25 protein-coding genes and 1 pseudogene are annotated in these 26110 nt (G+C 59.3%); 16 read left to right on the forward strand and 10 right to left on the reverse strand.

Annotation, left to right across the window (positions count from 1 at the left end; all coding sequences use genetic code 11):
- Positions 1-66 precede the first annotated feature (66 nt).
- Positions 67-585: a DinB family protein gene (locus tag RTE01_RS00210; protein ID WP_234577778.1), complete on the reverse strand. Its 519-nt coding sequence runs from the start codon at positions 583-585 to the stop codon at positions 67-69.
- 200 nt (positions 586-785) lie between these two features.
- Positions 786-1196 (reverse strand): annotated as a pseudogene (locus RTE01_RS00215) (SOS response-associated peptidase family protein); the annotation flags it as partial.
- A 125-nt stretch (positions 1197-1321) separates the two neighbouring features.
- Here RTE01_RS00215 and cybB point away from each other — a divergent pair.
- The 4 genes from cybB (at position 1322) to RTE01_RS00235 (ending at position 3955) form a co-directional block, all read left to right on the forward strand.
- The gene (gene cybB / locus RTE01_RS00220) at positions 1322-1849 is read left to right on the forward strand and encodes a cytochrome b561 (RefSeq protein ID WP_041145319.1); all 528 of its coding nucleotides are present in this window, start codon (positions 1322-1324) and stop codon (positions 1847-1849) included.
- Positions 1850-1958: 109 nt separating this feature from the next.
- Positions 1959-2432: a GNAT family N-acetyltransferase gene (locus tag RTE01_RS00225; protein ID WP_134525801.1), complete on the forward strand. Its 474-nt coding sequence runs from the start codon at positions 1959-1961 to the stop codon at positions 2430-2432.
- 104 nt (positions 2433-2536) lie between these two features.
- Complete coding sequence (locus tag RTE01_RS00230) at positions 2537-2812, forward strand: metal/formaldehyde-sensitive transcriptional repressor (RefSeq protein WP_041147608.1); 276 nt, start codon at positions 2537-2539, stop codon at positions 2810-2812.
- 24 nt (positions 2813-2836) lie between these two features.
- The gene (locus RTE01_RS00235; protein WP_041145321.1) at positions 2837-3955 is read left to right on the forward strand and encodes an S-(hydroxymethyl)glutathione dehydrogenase/class III alcohol dehydrogenase; all 1119 of its coding nucleotides are present in this window, start codon (positions 2837-2839) and stop codon (positions 3953-3955) included.
- A 115-nt stretch (positions 3956-4070) separates the two neighbouring features.
- Here the strand turns inward: RTE01_RS00235 and RTE01_RS00240 are convergent, their stop codons facing one another.
- Positions 4071-6443: a glucose/quinate/shikimate family membrane-bound PQQ-dependent dehydrogenase gene (locus tag RTE01_RS00240; protein WP_134525802.1), complete on the reverse strand. Its 2373-nt coding sequence runs from the start codon at positions 6441-6443 to the stop codon at positions 4071-4073.
- Positions 6444-6481: 38 nt separating this feature from the next.
- On the opposite strand from RTE01_RS00240, the gene RTE01_RS00245 reads away from it, so the two are divergent.
- Entirely contained in the window at positions 6482-6802 is a 321-nt protein-coding gene (locus tag RTE01_RS00245; RefSeq protein WP_141334521.1) for a hypothetical protein, read from the forward strand.
- A gap of 3 nt (positions 6803-6805) precedes the next feature.
- Here the strand turns inward: RTE01_RS00245 and RTE01_RS00250 are convergent, their stop codons facing one another.
- The 3 genes from RTE01_RS00250 to pcaH form a co-directional block, all read right to left on the reverse strand.
- On the reverse strand, positions 6806-7729 hold the full coding sequence (locus tag RTE01_RS00250; RefSeq protein ID WP_041145324.1) for a LysR substrate-binding domain-containing protein: 924 nt from the start codon (positions 7727-7729) through the stop codon (positions 6806-6808).
- Positions 7730-7901: 172 nt separating this feature from the next.
- Positions 7902-8522 carry a protocatechuate 3,4-dioxygenase subunit alpha gene (pcaG, locus tag RTE01_RS00255; RefSeq protein WP_041145325.1) on the reverse strand — a complete coding sequence of 207 codons (621 nt, stop codon included), beginning with the start codon at positions 8520-8522 and terminating at the stop codon, positions 7902-7904.
- A complete protein-coding gene (gene pcaH / locus RTE01_RS00260; protein ID WP_123551404.1) occupies positions 8519-9259 on the reverse strand; it encodes a protocatechuate 3,4-dioxygenase subunit beta in 741 nt (246 codons plus the stop codon). Before pcaH ends, pcaG begins: the two co-directional genes overlap by 4 nt.
- A 242-nt stretch (positions 9260-9501) precedes the next feature.
- Here pcaH and hglS point away from each other — a divergent pair, with 242 nt between their 5' ends.
- Both hglS and RTE01_RS00270 read left to right on the forward strand, forming a co-directional pair.
- A complete protein-coding gene (hglS, locus tag RTE01_RS00265) occupies positions 9502-10845 on the forward strand; it encodes a 2-oxoadipate dioxygenase/decarboxylase HglS (protein WP_134525803.1) in 1344 nt (447 codons plus the stop codon).
- Between the two features lie 42 nt (positions 10846-10887).
- On the forward strand, positions 10888-12396 hold the full coding sequence (locus tag RTE01_RS00270) for a carboxylesterase/lipase family protein (protein ID WP_134525804.1): 1509 nt from the start codon (positions 10888-10890) through the stop codon (positions 12394-12396).
- On the opposite strand, the gene RTE01_RS00275 is transcribed toward RTE01_RS00270, so the two are convergent.
- Positions 12335-13231 (reverse strand): LysR family transcriptional regulator, encoded by an 897-nt coding sequence (locus RTE01_RS00275; RefSeq protein ID WP_134525805.1) that lies wholly within the window; start codon positions 13229-13231, stop codon positions 12335-12337. The two genes, RTE01_RS00270 and RTE01_RS00275, sit on opposite strands and share 62 nt — an antisense overlap.
- Positions 13232-13420: 189 nt before the next feature.
- Between RTE01_RS00275 and ycaC the strand changes: the two genes are divergently transcribed.
- The 5 genes from ycaC (at position 13421) to rimL (ending at position 18624) form a co-directional block, all read left to right on the forward strand.
- On the forward strand, positions 13421-14044 hold the full coding sequence (gene ycaC / locus RTE01_RS00280) for an isochorismate family cysteine hydrolase YcaC (protein WP_041145330.1): 624 nt from the start codon (positions 13421-13423) through the stop codon (positions 14042-14044).
- 144 nt (positions 14045-14188) lie between these two features.
- Positions 14189-15358, forward strand: a complete 1170-nt coding sequence (locus RTE01_RS00285) for a pyridoxal phosphate-dependent aminotransferase (RefSeq protein WP_076948051.1) — start codon at positions 14189-14191, stop codon at positions 15356-15358.
- A gap of 11 nt (positions 15359-15369) precedes the next feature.
- Positions 15370-16143, forward strand: coding sequence for a transporter substrate-binding domain-containing protein (locus RTE01_RS00290; protein ID WP_141334523.1), 774 nt, complete (start codon positions 15370-15372; stop codon positions 16141-16143).
- A 189-nt stretch (positions 16144-16332) separates the two neighbouring features.
- Positions 16333-17988 carry a glucan biosynthesis protein D gene (locus tag RTE01_RS00295; RefSeq protein WP_041145333.1) on the forward strand — a complete coding sequence of 552 codons (1656 nt, stop codon included), beginning with the start codon at positions 16333-16335 and terminating at the stop codon, positions 17986-17988.
- A gap of 63 nt (positions 17989-18051) precedes the next feature.
- Positions 18052-18624: a 50S ribosomal protein L7/L12-serine acetyltransferase gene (rimL, locus tag RTE01_RS00300; RefSeq protein WP_134525806.1), complete on the forward strand. Its 573-nt coding sequence runs from the start codon at positions 18052-18054 to the stop codon at positions 18622-18624.
- A gap of 1 nt (position 18625) precedes the next feature.
- Here the strand turns inward: rimL and ydcK are convergent, their stop codons facing one another.
- Positions 18626-19612: a YdcK family protein gene (gene ydcK, locus RTE01_RS00305; protein ID WP_041145335.1), complete on the reverse strand. Its 987-nt coding sequence runs from the start codon at positions 19610-19612 to the stop codon at positions 18626-18628.
- A gap of 111 nt (positions 19613-19723) precedes the next feature.
- On the opposite strand from ydcK, the gene tehA reads away from it, so the two are divergent.
- Both tehA and tehB read left to right on the forward strand, forming a co-directional pair.
- Complete coding sequence (tehA, locus tag RTE01_RS00310) at positions 19724-20722, forward strand: dicarboxylate transporter/tellurite-resistance protein TehA (protein WP_041145336.1); 999 nt, start codon at positions 19724-19726, stop codon at positions 20720-20722.
- A gap of 2 nt (positions 20723-20724) precedes the next feature.
- Positions 20725-21321, forward strand: a complete 597-nt coding sequence (gene tehB, locus RTE01_RS00315) for a tellurite resistance methyltransferase TehB (protein WP_076948056.1) — start codon at positions 20725-20727, stop codon at positions 21319-21321.
- Here the strand turns inward: tehB and pepT are convergent.
- Positions 21318-22547: a peptidase T gene (gene pepT, locus RTE01_RS00320; RefSeq protein WP_141334525.1), complete on the reverse strand. Its 1230-nt coding sequence runs from the start codon at positions 22545-22547 to the stop codon at positions 21318-21320. The two genes, tehB and pepT, sit on opposite strands and share 4 nt — an antisense overlap.
- Positions 22548-22659: 112 nt before the next feature.
- Here pepT and RTE01_RS00325 point away from each other — a divergent pair, with 112 nt between their 5' ends.
- Positions 22660-24252, forward strand: coding sequence for an ABC transporter substrate-binding protein (locus RTE01_RS00325; RefSeq protein WP_135184739.1), 1593 nt, complete (start codon positions 22660-22662; stop codon positions 24250-24252).
- A gap of 134 nt (positions 24253-24386) precedes the next feature.
- Complete coding sequence (locus RTE01_RS00330) at positions 24387-25055, forward strand: DUF3313 domain-containing protein (protein WP_141334527.1); 669 nt, start codon at positions 24387-24389, stop codon at positions 25053-25055.
- Positions 25056-25140: 85 nt separating this feature from the next.
- On the opposite strand, the gene RTE01_RS00335 is transcribed toward RTE01_RS00330, so the two are convergent.
- Positions 25141-26037, reverse strand: a complete 897-nt coding sequence (locus tag RTE01_RS00335) for a DMT family transporter (RefSeq protein WP_041145341.1) — start codon at positions 26035-26037, stop codon at positions 25141-25143.
- Positions 26038-26110: the final 73 nt, after the last annotated feature.

Consider the following 26110-nt stretch of genomic DNA (forward strand, 5'->3'; position numbering starts at 1 on the left):
ACCATCGAGGGATTCTGATGACGGCTCACGCAGCGGCGTTTTTCACTTTGGATGAAGTTAACCGACTTAATATTTATCGTTTAGCTGCCTTTGATATATCAGCAAGTCCAGTTCGGGTGCCTCCTCGGATACGCGGTGCAACATTGCATGGACCTGCCCTCTGTGATGGGTTTGATGATTAAACCAGTGAGCCAGAGCAGACCAGATTACCTGCTGCTTAAGTTCTGGTGTTGAAGCCCGCCGGTAGAAGACTATGCCAGCTAAATCGGTTTCTGATAATCCGAGGATAAAATCAACGATCTTTTTATCTTCTTCTCTTCGCGCCGTTTCCAGACCGGGAAAATCACTATCGAACAGTATCTGGTCCAGCCGATACCCTGTTTCAGGTAATGCGTTTAAACGATGCCTCCATATCCTGTCCGTCACTAGCAGGTGATTCAGCGTCGCCTCGATAGACCCAAAAAAAGCGCCGCAGTTTTTACGGTAAGCATCTTCTCCAATCTTTCCAACGCTGGAATATAACCGTTCATTCGCCCAGGCGTTGTAGCCGGCTAGAATGTTGAAATGCATGTTGAGTGAACTCATAATTTCATCCATTAAAAAAACAACCGTTTTAATTATAGTTGCGCATTTAGCAGCGCAATAAAGATACTTTGACCCGTTCCCTTTTAATCAATGTGTTGCATCCATCGGTTTAACTCACAGCACATTCCGTACATTATCAAAGCTATAGGTTTTTGATAGCCTCAATCAATTCCTGCCCCAGATTCTTAACGTTACCCACCGCGCGCAGCTTCAGGAACCATAACGAGCGGCCGACGGTCGTGGATATCGACCAACTCCTGAGCGGCGGCAGCGGTCACCATCAAAAATCCCTCAGTTTCATCCCCGCGCTCGAAAGGCACGCTGCCGATCGCAGCCATGAAGATGGGGTTGCCGTCTTTCCTGTGGATGAAATAGGGCTGTTTCTTGTCACCTTCATGCTCCACTCAAACCAGCCATCCGCAAAACAGATCGCCCGCCATGTTGCCAGAGAGGCCTAAACATCCGGCTGGTTGCTGCGGTTTCTACACGAGCATTGATGAGCGCAGGTTTATCCCACCACCTGGGCGCGTATCCCAGTGAACAGGAGCGAGGTGTAGTTATTCATTGCGTTCGCTCAGCACCAGGACTTTGGTACCGGGCGCGACGTTGTAACTCTTTGTATTGCCAATAAATGCATGATTCGTTGCGATTGTTTTTTCTAACTACGTAAAAGTTAATGAATTTTTAACAAAAGGTCGTTATGTTGTCGACATCACAGTTTTGTTAAGGGTTTTCCATGCGCGATAAATACTCCGGCCTGCAGATAGGCATCCACTGGCTGGTATTTTTATTAGTGGTTGGCGCCTATGCTGCCATGGAACTACGGGGCTTTTTCCCCCGCAGCGACCGGCCGCTGATTAATATGATTCACGTCTCCTGCGGCATTTCCATCTGCGTACTGATGGTGGTGCGCCTGCTGGTGCGTCTGAAGTCGCCCGCACCGCCGATTGTGCCGAAGCCATCGCCGATGATGACCGGCTTCGCGCACCTCGGACATCTGGTTATCTATCTGCTGTTTATCGCCTTGCCGATCGTCGGCATGGTCATGATGTATAACCGCGGTAACCCGTGGTATGCGTTTGGTCTGACGATGCCCTATGCGGCGCAAAGTAATTTTGAGCTGGTGGACACGCTGAAGGGCGTGCACAGCCTGCTGGCGAATATCGGCTACTTTGTCGTTGGCCTGCATGCGCTGGCGGCGCTGATGCATCACTATCTGTGGAAAGACAATACGCTACTGCGCATGATGCCGCGCAGGCGCTAGCGCCCGTTGGCTCTCTACCTTCAGACCCCGCCTCGTGCGGGGTTTTTTTATCTCTTTTGCCGCAGACTGTGATACATCTGATCGCATCCACGGGAAAAGGGGAATGAAGATGAGAGTCAGACTTGCCGCGCCGGACGAAGCGCCGACGCTATGGGAGATCCGCAATCAGGCGATACGCCACGGCTGTCGTGAAAGCTATGAGGCTGAGGTTCTGCGGGCCTGGACGCCGGAGATGATGCCGGAAGGCTATCGTCATGCGGTGCGCGACAACCCCTTTTACGTGGTTGAAGAGGAGGGCGGGCGAACGGCCGCCACCGGCTATCTCGACCTGCGCGGCGGCAGCGTGGAGGCGATTTTTACCCGCCCGGAGTGCTTCGGTAAGGGCTACGCCGGGCTCATCGTGACGGCGATAATCGCCGAGGCGCGCCGCCGGGGGCTGACGCGGATCACGCTGGAAGCCACGCCCAACGCCGCCGGTTTCTATCTGCGCCACGGCTTTGTCGCGCTCGGTGAAAAATGGCTGCCATCAAAGCTGGCTAACGCCGATTTGCGCTGCGTGGATATGGCGCTGGAGCTGAACTGAGTCCAAAACGGCGCCGCTGTGCTACGGTTAAAGCGGCGTTTCAATTTGCCAGCTTGCGTAATTAAATATAGTATACCCCCCTATATGATATGGAGGGCGTCACCGTGCCACATTCACCTGAAGACAAAAAACGCGCGCTGAGCCGCGTGCGCCGTATTCGCGGGCAGGTCGAGGCGCTTGAGCGCGCGCTGGAGTCCGGCGAGTCCTGTATGACAATCCTGCAGCAGATCGCCTCAATTCGCGGCGCAACCAACGGTTTGATGGGGGAGATGGTGGAAATTCATCTCCAGGATGAGCTGGTAAGCGGCGAAACCACCCCCGACCAGAGAGCGATAAGAATGGCGGAAGTCGGCCATCTGCTACGATCCTACTTAAAATAAATCACGACGAAGGAAGAGACCCCTATGAAATCACGTGCAGCAGTCGCGTTTGGCCCAGGCCAGCCGCTGAAGATCGTTGAGATTGACGTCGCGCCGCCGAAAAAAGGCGAAGTGCTGGTCAAAATCACCCACACCGGCGTCTGCCATACCGATGCCTTTACCCTTTCCGGCGACGATCCGGAAGGCGTATTCCCGGCGGTGCTGGGGCATGAAGGCGGCGGCATTGTCGTTGAAGTCGGCGAAGGGGTGACCAGCCTGCAGCCGGGCGACCACGTTATTCCGCTGTACACCGCCGAGTGCGGCGAGTGCAAATTCTGTAAATCCGGCAAAACCAACCTCTGCCAGGCGGTTCGCGCCACCCAGGGCAAAGGCCTGATGCCGGATGGCACCACCCGATTCTCCTATAACGGCGAGCCGATTTATCACTATATGGGCACCAGCACCTTCAGCGAATACACCGTGTGTGCGGAGATTTCGCTGGCGAAAGTTAACCCTCAGGCGCCGCTGGAGAAAGTCTGCCTGCTGGGCTGCGGCGTGACCACCGGGATCGGTGCCGTTCACAACACCGCGAAGGTAAAAGAAGGCGATACGGTGGCGGTATTTGGCCTCGGTGGAATCGGTCTGGCGGTGATTCAGGGCGCGGTACAGGCGAAAGCCGGGCGCATTCTGGCGGTCGATACCAATCCGGATAAGTTCACCCTCGCCAAAGAAATGGGCGCGACCGACTTTATCAATCCGCGTGATTACGAAAAGCCGGTACAGGACGTCATCGTTGAGCTTACCGACGGCGGCGTGGACTTCAGCTTTGAGTGTATCGGCAACGTCAACGTCATGCGTTCGGCGCTGGAGTGCTGCCATAAAGGCTGGGGCGAGAGCGTGATTATCGGCGTGGCCGGTGCGGGTCAGGAGATTAAAACCCGGCCGTTCCAGCTGGTAACCGGTCGCGTATGGCGCGGTTCCGCATTCGGCGGCGTGAAGGGGCGCACCCAGCTGCCGGGCATGGTTGAAGACGCGATGGCGGGCAAAATTCGCCTCGATCCGTTTATCACCCATCGCCTGCCGCTGGATCAGATCAACGAAGCGTTTGACCTGATGCACGAAGGTAAATCAATTCGTACCGTTATTCATTTCGGCGACCAGTAATCACGGCTGGCAGGCATCGCGGCCTGCTACCGTCGACGCCGAGGCGCTTCGCCTGGGCAAAAAAATACCTGCCGGTGGCTTCACCGGCAGGTATGACTTTTACAGGATGCCGCGCTTACTGCTGGTCAGGCAGCGCGTAGGCGATGATATAGTCGCCGCGATCCGGAGACTGACGCGCGCCTCCCGCATTAATAATGATGTACTGCTTGCCGGTTTTCGGCGAAACGTAGGTCATCGGACCGGACTGGCTGCCGACCGGCAGACGGGATTTCCAGATTTCCTTACCGCTGGCGGTATCAAACGCCCGCAGGTAGAAGTCCTGGGTACCGGCGAAGAACAGCAGACCGGACTGGGTCGAGAGCGATGCGCCGAGGGTCGGCATGCCGATTGGAATCGGCATATGCATCCGAATTCCCAGCGGGCCGGTATCCTCAACGGTGCCGACCGGCACCTGCCACACCAGCTTCCCGCTTTTCAGATCCACCGCCGACATGGTACCGAACGGCGGTTTCTGGCACGGAATGCCCAGCGGCGACAGGAAGCGTTCGCGCATTGCGCCAAACGGCGTACCTTCCATCGGCACGATACCCATCTCAATCCCGCTGGCGTCTTTTGCCACTTTGGCGCGCGGCACCATATAGTTTGCCAGGCCGAGACGCATATCGTTGACGAACATCAGGCCGTTATTCGGGTCGACCGACACGCTACCCCAGTTCATGCCGCCCAGCGAGCCCGGGTACTGTAATGAACGATCTTCGCCCGGCGGGGTGAAAATACCTTCATGGCGCATGGATTTAAAGGCAATGCGGCAGATCAGCAGATCGACCGGCGTGGCGCCCCACATATCGGACTCTTTCAGCGTTTCGTTACCGATCATCGGCATGCCGACGGAGTAGGGCTGGGTTGGCGAATAGCGCTCGCCCGCCACGTTGCCCTGCGGAACCGGACGCTCCTCAACTTTGGCAACCGGCTCACCGGTTTCGCGGTTGAGCATAAAGATCATGCCCTGCTTGCTGGTCTGTACCAGCACCGGGGTGGTCCCGCCTTTGCCATCCGGCAGGTCGTACAGCAGCGGCTGCGACGGCAGGTCGAAGTCCCACAGATCGTGATGGGTCGTCTGGTAGTGCCAGCGTACCCGGCCAGTGGTGGCATCGACGGCCACGATCGACGAGCTGTACTTATCGTCAAGCGCGGTGCGCTCGCCGCCAAAGAAGTCCGGCGTGGCGTTGCCGGTCGGCAGATAAATCAGGTTCAGCTTCGCATCATAAGACATGGCTGACCAGACGTTAGGCGTACCGCGCGTATAGGTTTGGCCCTCCGGCGGCAGACCGGTCAGGCTCGGGTTACCCGGATCCCACGCCCACGCCAGCTTGCCGCTGTGGACGTCGTAGGCGCGCACCACGCCCGGAGGCTCGCCGGTGGAGAAGTTATCCGCCACGCGGCCGCCGACCACCACCAGGTTCCCCGCCACCAGAGGCGTCGAGGTCTGCTGGTAGTAGCCCGCTTTGATTTCACCCATCCCAACGCTCAGATCGACGACGGCGTGTTCACCAAAGGCTTCACAGGGTTTGCCGCTATCGGCGTCGATGGCGATCAGGCGCGCGTCGGTTGTCGGCAGGAACAGACGACGGGAGCAGGCGGCGGGCTGAACGTCAGCCGCCGGGGCCGACTGGGCCACACCGTCCGCGTAATAGCCGAGCCCGCGGCAGCGCTGCCAGTTCGGCGCGGTGGCTTTTGAATCGTAGCGCCATTTTTCCTTGCCGCTATCAACGTCCAGCGCCAGCACCTTGCTGTAAGGGGTGCAGACATACAGCGTATCGCCGATTTGCAGCGGGGTGTTCTGATCTTCCGCGCCGGAGCCGTTGCTCTGCGGAATATCCCCGGTGTGGGCGACCCACGCCACCTGCAGCTGATTCACGTTGTGCTTGTTAATCTGATCCAGCGCGGCGAAGCGATCGCCGTGGGTGGTATTGCCCCAGTGCTCCCAGTTTTTCTGCTGTTCGCCGGCGGCAACCGGCTTAACCGGCACCTCTTCGGTGGCGCTCACCAGCGGCTGTGCCCTGAACATCCAGCCGAAGCTGACGGCCAGCACCACGGCCAGCGCTACGGCGAGGCCAAAGGCCGGGCCTTTGGCGGTCGCTTTAGCCGACAAGTAAGGCCAGACGAGGGCCGAAAGAAGCGCCAGCGCGCCGAAGACAAACAGGCGCGAGAACAGCGGCCAGTAGGTCCATCCGGCATCGCTGATGGCCCAAATAATGGACGCGACAAACGCCAGCGCGTACAGCAGGATGCCGCTGCGACGGTTGCGGAAGATGAGTACGGAGGCGATAACCATCGCCAGCCCCATCAGGCTGAAATAGAGGCTGCCGCCGAGCGTGGCGAGCTTTATGCCAGGAATACCGATGGCCAGGCCGATTATCAGCATCAGCCCGGCGAGAAGCCACTTCAGGATCCGGGGGAATCCTCGTGGCGCGTGACCCGTTGTCATGTTGTCTCCTTAACCACCCGTTCTCAGGTGTGAACCAAATGAATCAAAAAATAAATGTGTGTCTTTTGAGTGAAGCGATAAATGGCTTCATGAAAGAGGGTTTTTCGCTAATTTTGATTTCATGTGAACCGTATGGTGAAATCGTGGCAATGATAAATCTGTTACTGAAGTTTGCGCAATTGTTAATAAATAATTTCGCACTAATTGATTACGCTGCTAAGCAAGCGGCGTTATCCACGCTCGGGCGCCGCCGAGCCTGGCGGGAGTCAAACCGGGCCTGGCGGGAGGCTACGGATGCCGAAAGGGGGGCAGGTTTGCCCGGAAGAGGCGCCGAGGGGCGGCGCTCCGTCCGGAATTGAGGCTCAGGCGGGCATCGATTTTCGAATCGCGCTGAGCAGGGTCTGCGCGCCGGAGGTGAGGGTGGCATCAACCCGGGTCAGAATACCGATCGGTTCCCCGGCGCCCTGGGTCGGTACCGGCAGCGAGCTGAGCAGGCCGCGCCGCAGATCGTCCTTCACCGCCCCGGAAGGGACGAACCAGATATAGTCGTAATCGACGGTCAGCTGGCGCGATAGCGACGCCGAGAGCGTTTCTATGCAGCCCGCGGGAATTTTACATCCCTGGCTTTGCAGCAGCGTTTCGGCATTCTGGCGGGGAATGGTCCCCTTCGGTGAAACGACGACCGGCCAGTCCATCACCCGACTGAGCGTCACCGTCTCCTGCAGCAGCGGGTGACCTGGGCGAACCACCAGCTTCAGGGACTCCAGAAACAGCAGCTCATAGTTGAGGCCGCTCATCAGCTCCGGGTCGGACATGCGTCCAATACCGATATCAATCTCCCCCGATTTCAGACCCGCCAGCAGCATGGTGTTATTCATGGTGGCGACCTGCAGGGTGATATCTTTCTGCTGCTGGTGAAACTGGCCGATTACCGTCGGCAAAATGCCGAGCGCGGCGGTAGGCAGCGCGCCGATACGCACCACGTCGGGGTTCATTCCCTCTTTGCGGTTGAGCGCCTGGCCCGCGGTATTGAGCGCGTCGAGGACCTTTACCGCGTGGGTGAGAAACTGCTCCCCAACCAGCGTCAGCTGCGCGCCGAGCCGCCCGCGCTCAAAAAGCCGCGTTCCGGTCAGCTGCTCCAGCTCGTTGAGCGTTTTTGATAAAGCGGGTTGACTAAGATTAAGTGTTTCAGCCGCGCGCCCCAGCGTTCCCTGTTGAGCGACGGCCACGAAGGTGTGTAGATGGCGCAAGCGAATGCGCTGACTAAAGAGAGCGTTTTTTTCCATAATTGATACTAAAAACAGAGCGGTATGAGTGACAAGCGATATTGTTTAAATTTGATAACCCAATGGCAAAATATTATTAACATTTACTCTTGTTATATTACAAATAATTTTACCTGACGCCAAAAAGCCGATGCCCCGGGTAGAACCGGGGCATGCCGGGGGCGCAAGGGTCTCAAAGATCGAAAAAGACGGTTTCGTTCTCGCCCTGCAGATGAATATCGAACCGATAGACAATTTCGCCGCCGCGTACTTCGCGCCGGGCAATCAGCGTCTGACGGCGAACCTCCCACTCGATCAGATTGAGCACCGGATCGGCCCGGTTGGCCTCCTCTTCGTCGGCAAAGTACATCCGCGTATTCAGGCCAATGTTAATCCCCCGCGCCACCACCCACAGGTTGACGTGCGGCGCCATCATTCGGCCATCGCGGCCGACAACCGCGCCCGGCTTGATGGTTTCAAAGCGCCAGATCCCGGTGTCGAAGTCGGAGCAGCTGCGGCCCCAGCCGCGAAACGCCGGATCGCGCTGTTTGCTGGCCTGCCGGTCGTCGGGGTGCGCGTAGCGCCCGGCGGCGTTGGCCTGCCAGATCTCCAGCAGCACGTCGCGCACCGGCGTGCCGGAGCCGTCAATAACCCGCCCCTCAATGGTAATACGCTCGCCTTCGGTATCCGCAGCGGTGAGCCGCGGGCCAAAGTTATTCTCGAAAATGTGGAAGCCCGCGGCATCCGGCGCCAGTCCGATATGAACGTAGGGGCCGGCGGTTTGTGAGGCGGTTTCGGGTAAATAGTCTTTCATCGGGCGGCCCCCTGAGTGCGGTTTTCAAATAGCGTCGCGCGGTGGCCGCGCAGCACCAGGTCAAAGCGGTACGCCAGGCAGTCCAGCGGCACGGCGGCATGGGTATCCAGCTCGGCAATCAAGGTGCGAACGGCATCGTCGTTATTGATGGTTTTGACGATCGGGCACTGCTTAATCAGCGGGTCGCCTTCAAAATACATCTGGGTGATCAGGCGCTGCGCCCACGCGTCGCCGGAGAGGGAAAAGTGAATATGCGCCGGACGCCAGTCGCTGACCTGATTGCGCCACGGGTAGGGCCCTGGCTTGATGGTGCGAAAACAGTAGTAGCCGTTTTCATCGGTCAGTACCCGCCCACAGCCGCCAAAGTTGGGGTCAATGGGCGCCAGATAGCTATCCTTTTTATGCCGGTAGCGGCCGCCGGCGTTGGCCTGCCAGACCTCCACCAGGGTGTTCTTCATCGGCCGGCCAAAGCCGTCGCGAACGTAGCCGTGGACGATGATACGCTCGCCGATCGGCAGACCTTCTTTGGCGTAGTTAAGGATAAGGTCGTTATCCAGCGGCCCGAGGTCATCGTGGCTGAACACCGGGCCGGTAATTTCAGAAAGCGAGTTCTGCAGGGAGATCAGCGCATTGCGCGGCGAGCGCAGAACGCTGGTTTTGTAGCCTGGGGCGTAAGCGGGAGGATGGCTGTTATAGTCGCGATGAACCACCTCGCGCGGGGACCATTTATCGTTCATAGGGTACGTACTCCGTTTTATTCGGTACAGGGCTTGTTGTTTTAATGTCGCCAGAAACAGTGTGTGTAAATGTTTTGTTAATTTAAAGTGAAATTAAAGGGTCTATTCCATAACTCAGGGTTATGTCCCACGCGGGACAAAGGGCAGGGGCAGGTTACCCGCATCACAGTTTGTAAATTCTTCCTGCTGGCGCGGGAGGCCTTCTCTACACTCCAGGAAGTATTCACTGGAGGTAAGACATCATGGCGAACACCATCACGGCTGATGAGATTCGGGAACAATTTTCACAGGCTATGTCGGCGATGTATCAGCAGGAAGTTCCGCAGTACGGGACGCTCCTCGAGCTGGTCGCGGACGTTAATCTGGCGGTGCTGGAGAACAACCCCAGGCTGCATGAGCAGCTGGCGAACGCCGATGAGCTGGCCCGGCTGAACGTTGAGCGCCACGGCGCGATCCGCGTCGGCACCGCCGAAGAGCTGGCGACGCTGCGCCGCATGTTTGCCATCATGGGGATGTACCCCGTGAGCTATTACGATCTCTCCCAGGCCGGAGTGCCGGTCCATTCCACCGCCTTTCGTCCCGTTGACGACGCCGCCCTGGCGCGCAATCCGTTCCGTATCTTCACCTCGCTGCTGCGCCTCGAGCTGATCGCCAGCGACGAACTGCGTCAGCGGGCGGCGCAGATTCTGGCTAAGCGCGATATTTTTACCCCGCGCTGTCGGGAGCTGATTGCACAGCACGAAGAGCGCGGCGCCTTCACGCCCGCTGAAGCGCGGGAGTTCGTGCGCGAGGCGCTGGAGACCTTCCGCTGGCACAGCCACGCTACGGTAGATGATGAAACCTATCACGCCCTGCAGAACGAGCACCGGCTGATTGCCGACGTGGTCTGCTTCCCGGGCTGCCATATCAATCACCTGACGCCGCGCACGCTGGATATCGACCGGGTTCAGGCCCTGATGCCGGAGTGCGGCATCGTGCCGAAGGCGCTGATTGAAGGCCCGCCGCGCCGGGAGGTGCCGATCCTGCTGCGCCAGACCAGCTTTAAGGCGCTGGAGGAGCCGGTTATCTTCGCCGGGGAGCATAAAGGTACCCACAGCGCGCGTTTTGGCGAAATCGAGCAGCGCGGGATCGCGCTGACGCCGAAGGGGCGGGCGCTGTACGATCGCCTGCTGAACGAGGCCGGAGTGGGTAAAGACAACCTCCATCATCAGCGCCACCTGCAGGATGTGTTCAGCCAGTTTCCGGACAGCGAGTTTCTGCTGCGCCAGCAGGGGCTGGCGTGGTTCCGCTATCGGCTGACGCCGGCGGGAGAAGCCCATCGCCAGGCTTTTGGCCCCGGCGACGATCCGCAGCCGCTGATCGAGCGCGGCTGGCTGATTGCCCAACCGATTATTTATGAAGACTTTTTGCCGGTGAGCGCGGCGGGGATTTTCCAGTCTAATTTGGGTAACGAAACGCAGGCCCGCAGCCACGGCAACGCCAGCCGCGACGCCTTTGAAACGGCCCTCGGCTGCCTGGTGCTCGACGAGTTTGCGCTCTATCAGCAGGCGGAGGAACGCAGTAAACGGCGTTGCGGTCTGCTCTGAAACCGGTACTCTGCTGGCATAAACCGTAAAAGGAAGCAGGTCATGCAGAATCCGTCTACGCCGCTGGTGAAAACCCGCCAGGGCACGTTATCCGGGATCGCCGAGCAGGGGATCCACATCTGGCGCGGCATCCCCTTCGCCGCGCCGCCGGTTGGTGAACTGCGCTGGCGCGCCCCGCGCCCGCCGGCGCGCTGGCAGGGCGTCCGCCGGGCCGACGCCTTCTCCGCCGCCAGCTGGCAGGACATTGAGTACTGCCGCGAGCTGGGGGGCGGCGATCCCGGGCGCTTCTCGGAAGACTGCCTCTATCTCAACGTCTGGGCACCAGCCGCCCGCACCCAGCCGCTGCCGGTGATGGTCTGGCTGCACGGCGGCGGCTTTACCATCGGCGCCGGCAGCCTGCCACCGTACGACGGGCAGGCGCTGGCGGGCCGGGACGTCGTGGTGGTGACGGTGAACTACCGGCTGGGGCATCTCGGCTTCTTCGCGCACCCGGCGCTGGAGGGCGAGGAGGGCGAGCGGATATATAACTTCGCGCTGCTCGATCAAATTGCCGCCCTGCAGTGGGTGCAGGAGAACATTCACGCCTTCGGCGGGGATGCGGCAAACGTCACCCTGTTTGGCGAATCGGCCGGCGCGCGCAGCGTGCTGTCGCTGATGGTCTCGCCGAAGACCAAAGGACTATTCCATAAAGCGATCGTCCAAAGCGGCTATACGCTGCCGGACCTTCCGCGCGCCAGGGCGCTGGAGAAAGGGCGGCTGCTGGCGGCGCATTTTTCGCTGCCGGACGCCAGCGCCGAGCAGCTGCGGGCGATCCCCGCCGACGCCTTCTGGTCGCTGACCGCGCCGCTGAGCGTTGGCCCGGCGCCCATCGTCGGCGATGCGGTGCTGCCGCAGCCGATGCTGGAGACCTTCTTCGCCGGTCGTCAGCATCCCATGCCGGTGATGATCGGCTCGAACAGCGACGAGGCCAGCGTAATGGCGGTCTTCGGCGTTGATATCGCCGGGCAGATCCAGAAGCTGCGCCGCGAGCGGCGCTTCGGCCTCGGCCTGATTAAGCTGCTCTATCCCGGCGTGAAGGGTGACGCGGCGCTCGGGCGCGAAGTGTGCCGGGACATGGCGTTCACCACCCTCGGTTACGTGGTGATGCAGGCCCAGCAGCGGGTCGGACAGCCCTGCTGGCGCTACTGGTTCGACTACGTTCCGCAGGCTGCGGATGAGGCCTATCCGCACGGCGCGTGGCACGGGGACGAGGTTCCCTACGTCTTTGATACCCTCGCGCTCGCCGAGCCGGTGCGCGGCTACGCCGATGAGGGCGATAAAGCCTTTGCCGGGCAGATAGCCGACTACTGGGCCAGCTTCGCCCGCCTCGCCGGCAGCGGCTGCAGCGAGCTGCCGGGTCCGGTGCGCTGGCTGGCCTGCCGGCGCGGTCGCGATCGGCTACTGCGTATCGGGCTGCATAAACGGGTGGGGTTTAAGCTGGAGAACCGCTTTATGCGCGCGCGGCTGGCGCTGTTCCGCCGGGTGATGCGCCATCACGTGACGCTGGACTAACCAGCTCCTCGCGAAACCGCGCCAGGCCATCGGCTTTGCTCTGCGATGCCCGCACCAGCAGGCGGTAGCTGGCGCCGGTTTTCACGCTCAGGGTAAAAGGACGCACCAGGCGGCCAACCCGCAGATCTTCCGCCACCAGCGTCGCATCGGCGATGGCGATCCCCAGCCCCTGCATGGCGGCGGTGATCGCCAGATCCATGGTATCGAAGTGCTGGTTTTTGCGCATCGTCAGCGGCGCATCGGGGGAGAAGTGCGTCAGCCACAGCGACCAGTCGGTTTTATCCCGCGTCGGATGTAAAAACGTCGCGCCGTCGAGGCGGGCGTCGCAGGGCGTGCTGCCGCTGATGACCGGCGTCAGCGCCTCTTCGAACAGCAGATCGCCGGCGCTGTAATGGGTGCCGAAAACGATCGCCGCGTCGTAGGGCTCGGTTTTGAAGTTAACGCTGTGTTCGGTGGTGGTGGTCAGGGCTATCTGCAGCTCCGGGTGGCGCTGCTCTATCGCCACCAGCTTTGGCACCAGCCAGCGGATGGCGCAGGTTGGCGCCTTCAGGCGCACCACCGTTTGCTGCTGACGCGCCTGCTCGGCGACGGTGACTAGGCGGCCAAACGCCGACTGGAGTTCCGGATAGAGGGCGCTGCCCTGAGGCGACAGGCGCAGCCCGCGCGCGTGGCGTTCAAACAGCGGGAAACCGAACCAGCCTTCCAGCGCGGCAATCTGGCGGCTCACCGCGCCCTGGGTCAGGCACAGCTCGCGCGCGGCGTGGGTCAGGTTGAGGTGTCTGGCGGTCACCAGAAAGGTCTCGACGGTATTAAAAGGCAGGGCGCTCCGCGACATGTCGTCTCCAGCTATGCATTTTGATCATAGGCAGTATGCCACGCTTCGTTCCGGGAATGGGACAATGCGTTGCACTTTCACCGACTAATCAGCGGCCCGCGCTTAAACTATTATCAGCCCTATTGCAAAAACAGCTGCCGGAGCGCCCGTTCCGGTGGGATCACCCGTTGTTGATATGAGGAAAAGGTCATGGCTAAACCCTACGTTCGTCTGGATAAGAGTGATGCAGCCGTGCTGCTGGTCGATCATCAGGCCGGGCTGCTGTCGCTGGTACGCGATATCGACCCCGATAAATTCAAGAACAACGTCCTTGCCCTTGGCGACATGGCTAAGTACTTCGGCCTGCCAACCATCCTGACTACCAGCTTTGAAAATGGCCCCAACGGCCCGCTGGTACCCGAGCTGAAGGCGCAGTTTCCGGATGCGCCCTATATCGCCCGACCGGGGAACATTAACGCCTGGGATAACGAAGATTTCGTTAAGGCGGTAAAGGCGACCGGCAAGAAGCAGCTGATTATCGCCGGGGTGGTCACCGAGGTGTGCGTGGCGTTTCCGGCGCTGTCGGCCATCGAAGAGGGGTTCGATGTCTTCGTGATAACCGACGCCTCGGGGACCTTTAACCCGATTACCCGCGATGCGGCATGGGATCGGATGTCGCAGGCCGGCGTGCAGCTGATGTCGTGGTTTGGCGCAGCCTGTGAGCTGCATCGCGACTGGAGAAATGATGTTGAAGGGCTGGGGACGCTGTTTTCGAACCACATCCCGGACTATCGCAATCTGATGACCAGCTTTAACACCTTAACCAGCAAGTAATTCCTGCCGCGGCCGGCCTGCGGCTGGCCCTCTTTTCCCCTCAGCCATGATCAGCGCTCATGGCTACTATGACAACATTTCGTTTGTCGCCGCCGGTCCCTTTAGATTGAATGGTTATGCAAATATAATGAGAAAGGATTAACCATGCGCCTCACTTCTCCGGTGACCACCCGCTCCAAACTACCCGATGTCGGCACGACCATTTTTAGCGTCATCGGCCAGCTCTCCGCGCAGCATAATGCGATCAACCTTTCTCAGGGCGCGCCCAATTTTGCCTGTGATACCCGGTTGGTTGAGGGGGTGACGCGGGCGATGGCCGAAGGGCATAACCAGTATGCGCCGATGACCGGGCTGCGCGTGCTGAAAGAGCGTATCGCCGAGAAAATCGCCGCGCTCTACGGCACCCGCTACGACGTTGACGACGAAGTGCTGATTACCGCCAGCGCCAGCCAGGGGCTCTACTCCGCCATCGGCGGGCTGGTGCATCCCGGCGATGAGGTTATCTATTTCGAACCGGCGTTCGACAGCTACGGGCCGATCGTGCGCCTGCAGGGCGCCACGCCGGTGGCGATCAAGCTGACGGTGCCCGACTTTGCCATCAACTGGGACGAAGTCGCCGCCGCCATCACGCCGCGGACGCGGATGATCGTTATCAATACGCCGCACAATCCCAGCGGCCAGGTGCTCTCCGCCGACGATTTAGCCCGCCTGGCGGCGCTGACCCGCAATACCGATATCGTTATTTTGTCGGACGAGGTGTATGAGCACGTGGTCTTCGACGGGGCGCAGCATCACGGGATGGCCACCCATCCGCAGCTGGCAGAGCGCAGCGTGATCGTCTCTTCCTTCGGTAAAACCTACCACGTGACCGGCTGGCGGGTAGGCTACTGCGTTGCGCCGGCGGCGTTGATGGAGGAAATCTGCAAGGTGCATCAGTTTCTGATGTTTTCGGCCGATACGCCAATGCAGTACGCGTTTGCTGAGCAGATGACTGACCCGCAATCCTGGCTGGGACTGGCGCCGTTTTATCAGCAAAAGCGCGATCTGCTGCGCCAGCAGCTGGCGGATTCGCCGTTCCGCCTGTTGCCGAGCGCCGGCTCCTTCTTCATGCTGGCGGACTACAGCCATTTCAGCGACGAAAGCGACAGCGAAATGGTGAAGAGGCTGATCGTCGACTACGGCGTCGCCACTATTCCACTGTCGGCGTTTTACGCGGATGGTACTGATAACAAACTGATACGTCTCTCTTTTGCTAAAGATGAAGCCACGTTACGGGCCGGCGCGCAGGCGCTGTGTCACGTTAAGCCGCGTTGAGGAGCCACACGATGAAAATAAAAGCCTTTACCCTCGCTTTGGGGATGATTTGCACCTTCTCTTCGCTCGCCGCCAGCGAATTACGCTACGGCGTGGAAGCGGAATACCCGCCGTTCGAAAGCCGTAATTCGGCCGGGGATCTGGAAGGCTTCGATATCGATCTGGGGATGGCGATTTGCCAGGCCGCTCAGCTCAAGTGCAGCTGGGTGGAGACCTCGTTTGATGCGCTGATCCCGGGGCTGGTGGCGAAGAAATTCGACGCCATTAACTCGGCGATGAACATTACCGAGCAGCGGCGCAAGAGTATCGACTTTACCCAGCCTATCTACCGCATTCCGTCACAGCTGGTCGGTAAAGCCGACAGCGGTATGCAGGCGACCCCGGAAGGGCTGAAGGGGAAAACCATCGGCGTGCTGCAGGGCTCGATTCAGGAGACCTACGCCAAAGAGCACTGGGAGAAGCACGGCGTCAGCGTGGTCTCCTATAAAGATCAGAATATGGCGTGGGCCGACCTGCTCAACGGGCGCATCGACGCTTCGCTGGTGATGTCCGCCGCCGGGCAGGCCGGTTTCCTCAGCAAGCCGCAGGGCAAAGGCTTTGGCTTTATCGGCAAGCCGGTGGCTGACGATACCATCCTCGGCAGCGGGATTGGCTACGGTCTGCGCAAGGGCGATGAAGCGACGAAAAAACAGCTTGATGCGGCGATTGATAAAGTGCGGGCCGACGGCACCATCACCCGGCTGGCGGCGAAATACTTCCCGGGCATCGACGTGAGCGTCAAATAATGCGTCATTCTCCGCCGGTTTCTCCGGCGGGGAATTAGGTCTGGTCCGGTGGACATATTTTTTTCACGCTTTTTCTGTCGCCAACAATTGGATTATTAATCGTTTTTGTCTAGAGTGAGCGAAATTCACGACGCATCTGTTTGTCGCGTTGCCTCCCAATTGGCACAACAGAAGGACGCTTTCTCAGGCATGAACCGCAGACGTTTTCTTAAATCCTCCATGGCAGTTGCCGCCGTATGCGGAACGTCAGGAGTCGCCTCTCTTTTCTCAAAAGCCGCGCTTGCTGAAGAATCAGGCATTGCCGATGGGCTGACGCGCCGCTTTGACTTCTCCGTGTTACAAGGGATGGCCCACGATCTCTCCCGTCAGCCCTGGGGCGGCGCTCCGCGCGACCTGCCGCCGACGCTGGCGAATCTGACCCCGCAGGCCTATAACAGCATTCAGTACGATGCCGGGCACTCGCTGTGGAACAATATCGAAGATCGCAAGCTGGATATCCAGTTCTTCCACGTCGGCATGGGCTTTCGTCGCCGGGTGCGTATGTTCTCGCTGGATACGCAGAGCCAGCAGGCGCGTGAAATTCACTTCCGCCCGGAGCTGTTTAACTACAACGATGCCGGCGTAGACACCAAACAGCTGGTCGGGCAGACCGACCTCGGCTTCGCCGGGTTCCGCGCCTTCAAAGCGCCGGAGCTGGCGCGTCGCGATATCGTGGCGTTCCTCGGCGCGAGCTACTTCCGCGCGGTGGACAGCACTTACCAGTACGGGCTCTCCGCCCGCGGCCTGGCGGTGGATACCTTTACCGACACGCCGGAAGAGTTCCCGGACTTTACCTCGTTCTGGTTTGAAACCGTCAAGCCGGGCGCCACCGTCTTTACCGTCTACGCGCTGCTCGACAGCCCGAGCGTGACCGGCGCCTACAAGTTTGTCATCAACTGCCAGGAGACGCAGGTGATCATGGATGTGGAAAATCACATCTACGCCCGCAAGGACATCAAGCAGCTCGGCATCGCGCCGATGACCAGCATGTTCAGCTGCGGCAACAACGAGCGCCGGACTTGCGATACTATCCACCCGCAAATTCACGACTCCGATCGTCTCGCCATGTGGCGCGGCAACGGCGAGTGGGTGTGTCGTCCGCTGAATAACCCGCAGAAGCTGCAGTTCAACGCCTTCCAGGACAAAAACCCGCGCGGTTTTGGCCTGCTGCAGCTCGACCGCGATTTCTCGCACTATCAGGACATTATGGGCTGGTACAACAAGCGCCCAAGCCTGTGGGTCGAGCCGCGTAACCAGTGGGGCAAGGGCGCGGTCAGCCTGATGGAGATCCCGACCACCGGCGAGACGCTGGATAATATCGTCTGCTTCTGGCAGCCGGAAAAGGCGATCAAGGCGGGGGATGAGCTGGACTTCAGCTACCGCCTCTACTGGAGCGCGCAGCCGCCGGTCCGTTCACCGCTGGCCCGCGTGCTGGCAACCCGCACCGGTATGGGCGGCTTCCCGGAAGGCTGGGCGCCTGGCGAGCACTATCCGGACAAGTGGGCCCGCCGCTTTGCGATTGATTTTGTCGGCGGCGACCTGAAGGCCGCGGCGCCGAGAGGCATCGAGCCGGTGATCACCCTCTCCAGCGGTGAGGCAAAGCAGGTAGAGATCCTCTACGTTGAACCCTTTGACGGCTACCGGATCCTCTTTGACTGGTACCCGACTAACGACTCCACCGACCCGGTAGAGATGCGCATGTTCCTGCGCTGCCAGGGCGATGCGATCAGCGAAACCTGGCTGTATCAGTATTTCCCACCGGCCGCGGACGAGCGTCGCTACGTCGATGACCGGGTGATGAAGTAACCACCCGGCAGGCCGACCTGGACGAATGCGCCCGGGTCGGCCTGCGCGTAGTGAGAGAGTGCTATGACCACAGAAAATACCCCCGCAGCGGAAGAGATCGTCGTTAACGACGGGCTGGTGCTGCGCGCCGTTGATGAACGCTACGTCACCGTCCTGCACCGGCTGGTGGAAAAAAACCAGCGCTGGCTGCAGAACTCCCTGAGCTGGCCGGCGGCGGTGAGCGGTGAAGATGAAACCCGACGCCACGTGCAGGGCAACGTCATGCTCCATCAGCGCGGCTACGCCAAAATGTTCCTGCTGTTCCTGCAGGATGAAATGGTTGGCGTCCTGTCGTTTAACCAGATTGAACCAATCAACAAAACGGCCTATATCGGCTACTGGATTGACGAAAGCCACCAGGGCCAGGGGCTGCTCTCGCAGGCGCTGCAGGCCTTTATCGACCACTACGCGCGCAGCGGTATCGTTCGCCGCTTTGTGATTAAGTGCCGGGTTGCCAACCACAAAAGTAACCAGGTGGCGCTGCGCAATGGCTTTACCCTCGAAGGCTGCCTGCAGCAGGCGGAGTATCTCAACGGCGCCTATGACGACCAGAATATCTACGGGCGGATTATCGACTATCGCGTCGGCGAGGAGTGATTCACGGTGACAGAAAGCCGGCCAGCGGCGTGCGGGTAATATGCCCCGCGCCGTTGATAAGCTTGCGGCCGCGCAGGTGAATGGCCTCCCCGTTAAGGGCTTCAATCAGCGCGTCATCGGTAATTTCCACCTGATGTTCGATCACCACGTCGCCGCTGATGCGGGCGTGGCCCTGAATTAGCACCTCGTCATCCAGCAGGATGGGGCCGCCGCAGAGCCGGGCGTGACCGCCGACCATCACCCGATGTTTAAGCAGACAGTTGCCCTCAACCACGGCATTTTCCGCAACCTGAGAGCTGTAGCGCAGGGTCGGGATGGCATCCTCTTCGCGCCCGGCGATCAGCCGCGCGTGGTCATACACCCGCGCATTATCGCAAACCCAGACGTCGTTAATCTCGTTGCCCTCCAGCCGGGCGTGGTCAAAAATCTCCGCCCGATGCTCAACGAAGGCCCGCTCGACAAAGGCGTCGCCGTAGATTTGCGCCTGATGGACGATCCGCGAGGCGCTGACCGTAGCCCGCTGGTAAATTTGCAGGATTTTGTCGCCGTCGTCGGTAAGACCCTGGGCGGCGATAATCAGGCAGCGGGGGAGGATCCGCGCCTCGTCGGCCAGCCGACAGCGGCCGCGCACCTGCGAATCGATAACGGTGACGTTGTCACTAATATGGGCGTGGTGGCTGACGTCGGCGCGCTCCAGCCGGGCGTTGCCGCCGATGACCGCGTAATGGCTGACGGTGCAGGTGCCGCTGAGCCGCGCGTTGCCTTCAACCCGCGCCCCGGCGAAAACGGCGCTGTTGGCATCATCAATCCAGCACTCACCCTCCTGGCTCAGGGCGGCCTCGTCGTCCAGCCAGCCGCCTTCGCTGCCCGCTTTGACGTCGGCGAAATCACGTAAGGCCACAATTTGCCGCAGATTTACGCTATGTTTAACCCCGTCCTCCTGATAGTGAAACTGGCGAACCTGCGCGCCCAGGCAATATTTGTTCATCTGCGGCTCCCTTTACTTTTGGGTAACATAAACATAGCAAAAATCTCCGTAGCGCGTTTTTGAAGGTTCTTTTAAAATGCACCTTAAAGATAAATTGAAAAATTAAATAAAATGAATAAACAACAGTCGGGGCAGCGGGTGCTGAATCTACCCGCGGGCTATTTTGGCATGGTGCTGGGCATTATCGGTATGGGCTTTGCCTGGCGCTATGCCAGCACCATTTGGCCGGTAAGCCGCCGCGTTGGCGATGGCCTGGTGGTGCTGGCGGCCACGATATGGGCGCTGCTGGCCATCGCGTTTATCACCCGCGCGATCCGCTTTCCGTGGAGCGTTCGCCAGGAGATGCGCCACCCGGTTGCCGGCAGCTTCGTCAGCCTGTTTCCGGCAACCACCATGCTGGTCTCCATCGGCTTCGTGCCGTGGTGTCGTCCGCTCTCGCTGGGCCTGTTTATCATCGGCGTGGCGCTGCAGCTCGCCTATTCGGCCTGGCAAAGCGCCGGGCTGTGGCGCGGCAATCACCCCAGCGACGCGACGACGCCGGGTCTCTATCTGCCGACGGTCGCCAATAACTTCATCAGCGCCATGGCCTGCGGCGCGCTGGGCTTTAACGATGCCGGACTGGTGTTCCTTGGCGCCGGGATTTTCTCCTGGCTGAGCCTGGAGCCGGTTATTCTGCAGCGGCTGCGCAGTGACGGCGAGCTGCCTGCCGCGCTGCGCACCTCGCTGGGCATTCAGCTGGCGCCCGCGCTGGTGGCCTGCAGCGCCTGGCTGAGCGTCAACGGCGGGGAGGCGGACACCTTCGCTAAGCTGCTGTTCGGCTACGGCCTGCTGCAGCTGCTGTTTATGCTGCGGCTGATGCCGTGGTATCTGCAGCAGCCGTTCAACGCCTCATTCTGGAGCTTCTCGTTCGGCATCTCGGCGCTGGCGACGACCGGGCTGCATCTTGGGCATAGCCAGCCGAACGGTTTTTTCCACTTTTTGGCGATCCCGCTGTTCGTCTTTACCAATCTGATTATCGGGCTGCTGTTGATTCGCACTTTCCTGCTGCTGGTGCGCGGTAAGCTGCTGATCCGCGTCGAGCGCGCCACTCTGTTAAAAAATAAGGATTAAGCATGACTATCCGTGACGAAAACTACTTTACTGAAAAATATGGTATGACCCGCACCCACTCCGAAGTGGTCCACGCCGCGACGCTGATGCAGCCGGGCAAAACCCTCGATCTCGGCTGCGGAAACGGGCGCAACAGCCTCTATCTGGCGGCCAACGGCTATGACGTTACCGCCTGGGATAAAAATCCGGCGAGCATTGATAATCTGGAGTCGATTCGCGCGCAGGAGGGGATTGATAACCTGCAGTCGGCAATCAAGGACCTCAATACGCTGAGCTTTGACGGGGAGTACGATTTTATTCTCTCCACCGTGGTGATGATGTTTCTCGAAGCGAAAACTATCCCCGGCCTTATCGCCAACATGCAGCGCTGCACTAAACCGGGCGGCTATAACCTGATCGTGGCGGCGATGGATACCGAAGACTATCCGTGCACCGTTGGCTTCCCGTTTGCCTTTAAGCCGGAAGAGCTGCGTAGCTACTACGCCGGCTGGACGTTCCTCAAGTACAACGAAGAGGTCGGTGAGCTACACCGCACCGACGCCAACGGTCATCGTATCAAGCTGCGCTTCGCCACCATGCTGGCGCGTAAGGCGGACTAGCGCGCCGCCAGCAGGCAGAGCGCGAACGCGGTGTGGTAAGAGGCCTCAAAGGCGCACAGCGGCAGAAACTCGAACTTTGAGTGGAAGTTATGCGCGCCGGTAAAGAAGTTTGGCGTCAGCAGGCCTTTTGCCGATAGCGCCGCGCCGTCGGTGCCGCCGCGCATTGGCGTCGGTTTGGGCGTAATCCCAAGGCTCTCCATTGCGGTAAACAGCAGGTCGATGGCCCGGCGGTCCTCACCGATCGCATTGCTGATATTGCTGTAGGTATCGCTCACCTGATAGTCAACTTTTGCCGTTGGGTAGCAGGCGGCGATTTTAGCCGCCACCTCGCCAATCTGCTGCTTGCGGCGGTTAAAGCCGTCGAGGTCGAAATCGCGAATGCTGGCCTGCAGCAGGGTGCTGCTCTGGTCCCCCTGAATGCCGTTAAACCACACGTAGCCTTCGCGTCCGGCGGTGTGTTCGGGGGTCTGCTGGCGATCGAAGTGGCTGATGTACTCGGTGGCCATCAGCAGGGGGTTGACCAGCACGCCCTTCGCCGACATCGGATGCGCGGTGACGCCGGTAAAGCGGATTTCCGCCGCTGCGGCGTTGAAGTTCTCATAGACAATCTCCCCCAGCTCGCAGCAGTCGATGGTCCACGCGAAATCGACGGCGAAACGGCTCAGGTCGAGCGCCTTCGCGCCGCGCAGGCCGACTTCCTCATCCGGGACAAAGGCCACCACGATATCGCCGTGGCGATGCTCCGGGGTCAGGCTTTCCAGCACCGTCATCACCACCGTCACCGCCGACTTATTATCGGCCCCCAGTACGCTGGTGCCGTCGCTGAAAATAATCTCCTCTCCGGGATAGGCGAGGATCTCCGGGTGTTCGGCAACCCGTAGCCAGATCTCTTTTTGCGCATTCAGGCACAGGTCTTCACCGTTAAAGCGCAGGATCTGCGGGTGGATGTCCGGCGATAGCCCGACGTCGACGGTATCGATATGGGTGATAAAGCCGATCCGCGGCGCCCCGGGAACGTTGCCTCTCTTCACCGCGGTGACGGTCGCATGCTCGTCAATTTCGATATCGTCTAGCCCCAGCTGACGCAGCTCCTGCGCCAGTTCGCGCGCCATCTCGTGCTGCCCTGGGGTGGTTGGCAACGTGGTGGCGCGCGGGTCGCTTTGGCTGCTAATCGCGAGATAGCGGAAGAAGCGCTGGGTGAGCCGTTCGGCGAGTGGAGATGACATAGACGTTCCTTATTTATTATTTTTTCAGGTGTTTGCAATCAGGCTTTAGTGTTATGTATGGATAAGAAAACAACAAGCTATTCATTAGCTGACAAATTAAAAAGGAAACCTGATGCAACGCAAACTCACAACGCTTGCCCTGGCATTCGCCGCTCTGACGGTCAGTTCCACCGTTGCGGGCAAAACGCTGGTTTACTGCTCCGAAGGATCGCCGGAGAACTTCAATCCTCAACTCTACACCTCCGGTACCAGCGTCGATGCCAGCGCGGTTCCGGTCTATAACCGGCTGGTGGACTTTAAGGTTGGCACCACCGAGCTGCAGCCGAGCCTCGCCGAAAGCTGGGAGGTCAGCGAGGATGGTAAAACCTACACCTTCCATTTGCGCAAGGGCGTGAAGTTTCAAAGCAACAAGTACTTTACCCCCACGCGGGATTTTAATGCCGATGACGTTATCTTCTCCTTTATGCGGCAAAAGGATCCGCAGCATCCTTACCACAACGTCTCCAACGGCAACTATTCCAATTTCGAAAGCCTCGAATTTGGTCAGCTGATCACCGCAATTGATAAGCCTGATGAATATACGGTGCGCTTTACCTTAGCCCATCCGGAAGCGCCGTTTGTCGCCGATCTCGGCTGGTATTTCGCCTCGATTCTGTCGGCGGAGTACGCGGATGCGATGCTCAAAGCGGGAACCCCCGAGCGCGTCGACAACGATCCAATCGGCACCGGGCCGTTTAAGCTCGCCCAGTACCAAAAAGATTCGCGCATTCTTTATACTGCCTTCCCGGAATATTGGCAGGGCAAGGCGAAGCTTGACCGCCTGATATTTAGCATCACCCCGGACGCGTCGGTGCGTTATGCCAAACTGGAAAAGAACGAGTGCCAGGTTATGCCGTTCCCTAACCCGGCGGATTTGCCGAGAATGAAGGAAAATAACAATATTAATTTGCTCAGTAAGGCGGGTCTGAATACCGGATTCCTGGCGTTCAATACCCAAAAGCCGCCGCTGAATAATGTCAAAGTGCGCCAGGCGCTGGCGCTGGCGATTAATAAACCGGCAATCATCGAAGCCGTATTCCACGGCACCGGGACGGCGGCGAAAAATCTGCTGCCGCCGGGGGTCTGGAGCGCGGACGCCGAGCTGAAAGATTATGACTATGACCCGCAGAAGGCGAAGGCGCTGCTGCAGGAAGCGGGGATGGCCAACGGCATGACCATCGACCTGTGGGCGATGCCGGTCCAGCGCCCGTATAACCCCAACGCTAAGCGCATGGCGGAGATGATTCAGGCGGACTGGGCGAAAATTGGCGTACAGACCAAAATCACGACCTACGAGTGGGGTGAATATCTCAAGCGCGTCAAAGACGGCGAGCATCAGGCGGCCCTGATGGGCTGGACGACCGCAACCGGCGATCCGGATAACTTCTTCGGCCCGCTGTTTACCTGCCAGTCGGCCAACGGCGGCTCCAACTCGGCGAAGTGGTGCTATCCGCCGTTCGATAAGCTGATTAGCGAGGCAAAATCGATAAGCGATCGTCCGCAGCGCGAGGCGCTCTACAAACAGGCCCAGCAGATGATGCACGATCAAATGCCGGCGGTCATGATTGCCCACTCGACTATTTTTGAACCGGTGCGTAAAGATGTCTCCGGCTACGAGATTGACCCGTTTGGCAAGCATATTTTTTATCAGGTTGATATAAAATAAAGCGCTTATCTCAATCCGCCCACCGTGGCGGATTTATTTTTCTCAGCCTCTGGCATTTCACCCTTTTTGTCACAACACTTATTCTGCTATTTTGCTATAAACCTTGCCGACAACTGCATTTACAGGGATTCATCATGCGTACTCATTTTATATTTAAAGCTGCCGCTCTTGCTGGTCTGTTAGCCTTAACCGGCTGTGCGGCTAAAATTGCCCAACCCGATCGGTATTCAGGGTTTTTAAAAGATTATTCCAAATTAAAAGAGACCACCTCGGCGTCCGGTAAACCGGAACTGCGCTGGATCTCCCCGGATTACAATCCGAAAAACTACGATAACGTGGTCTACAACCCAATCACCTATTACCCGATCCCGAAACCCTCCACCCAGGTTGGGGCCAAAGCGCTGAGCGATATCCTTAACTACACCAATAAGCAGATGAAGCAGGCGATTGCCGAGCGTAAACCGCTGGCGACCACCGCAGGCCCGCGCAGCCTGATCTTCCGCGGCGCGATCACCGGCGTGGACTCCAGCAAAGAGGGTCTGCAGTTCTATGAAGTGGTGCCGGTGGCGATGGTGGTTGCGGGGACCGAAATGGCAACCGGGCACCGTACGATGGATACCAGCCTCTACTTTGAAGGGGAGCTGATTGATGCTGCCACCAACAAGCCGGTGATCAAAGTGGTGCGTAAAGGTGAGGGGAAAAACCTGGCCAACGAAAATACGCCGATGACCATTGATACCCTGAAGCAGGTTATCGACGACATGGCTATCGACGCGGTGAAATTCGACTCGACGCAGAGATAAGCCCGCCGCGCCGTCCGTCGACGGCGCGAACGATCGTCTTCCCGGCGGTATCGCGCCGCCGGGAAGCGCGGATAGCGACCGCCGTTTACGCCAGCCTGCGGCGCAGGAAAAACTGCTCCGGCCGGGCGAACATCACCAGATTACCCACCAGAATCAACGCCAGTCCGGCGATGGCATTGCCGTGCCAGACGTAGCCTTCATAAAAGGTCGAGATGGTCAGCGCAACCAGCGGGAACAGCAGGGTGCTGTAGGCCGCCTTGCTGGCGCCGATTCGCCCGACCAGCGTGAAGTAGGCGCCGAAGGCGATAACGGAACCGAAGAGGGCCAGATAGAGCAGCGCGCCCATGTAGCTCAGCGTCCACTGGGGCGAAAAATCATCGCCGCGTATCAGGGCGATGGCACCCATCACCAGAGTTCCGTAGAGCATCGCCCAGCTGTTGGTGGTCAGCGTTTCCAGACCCCGGCGCTGGTGGCGGATGCTGAGCATATTCCCCAGCGAAAAGCCGTAGGTTCCCAGCGCGCTAAGGCCAATGCCCCACAGCAGAGAGGCGTTCAGGCCGTTTTGCAGCAGATCGTCCCAGAACAGCGTCACGATCCCGGCGAGGCCCAGCGCGGCGGCGAGCCAGAAACGACCCGGCGGCTGCTGGCGGAAGAAAATAAAGCCGTTGATGGCGTTAAACAGCACCGCCATAGAAAAAATCACCGATTCCAGCCCGGTGTTGATATGCGCCGCTGCGGTATAAAAGCACCAGAAATTAAAGCAGAACACGCAGCAGCCCTGCAGGACGCAGAACAGATGATCGCGCCACGCCAGCGGGCGCAGGCGGCGGGTAACCAGCAGGATCGCCAGCATGGTGAGGCTGGCAACGGCGAAGCGCCAAAAAATCGATACCGGCGCGGCGACCGGCCCCTGCTGTAGAAAGATGGCAATCCACGTGGTGCCCCAGATAACGACGACCAGCCCATAGAGTAATGCGTTCAAAATATCTCTCCCGTAAGAACACTCCCGGGCAGTGTGGCCGCTTTTGGCCCGCGCCGCTGTCACCATCTTGTTG

Source organism: Klebsiella terrigena (genome assembly GCF_006539725.1).
GTDB lineage: Bacteria > Pseudomonadota > Gammaproteobacteria > Enterobacterales > Enterobacteriaceae > Klebsiella > Klebsiella terrigena.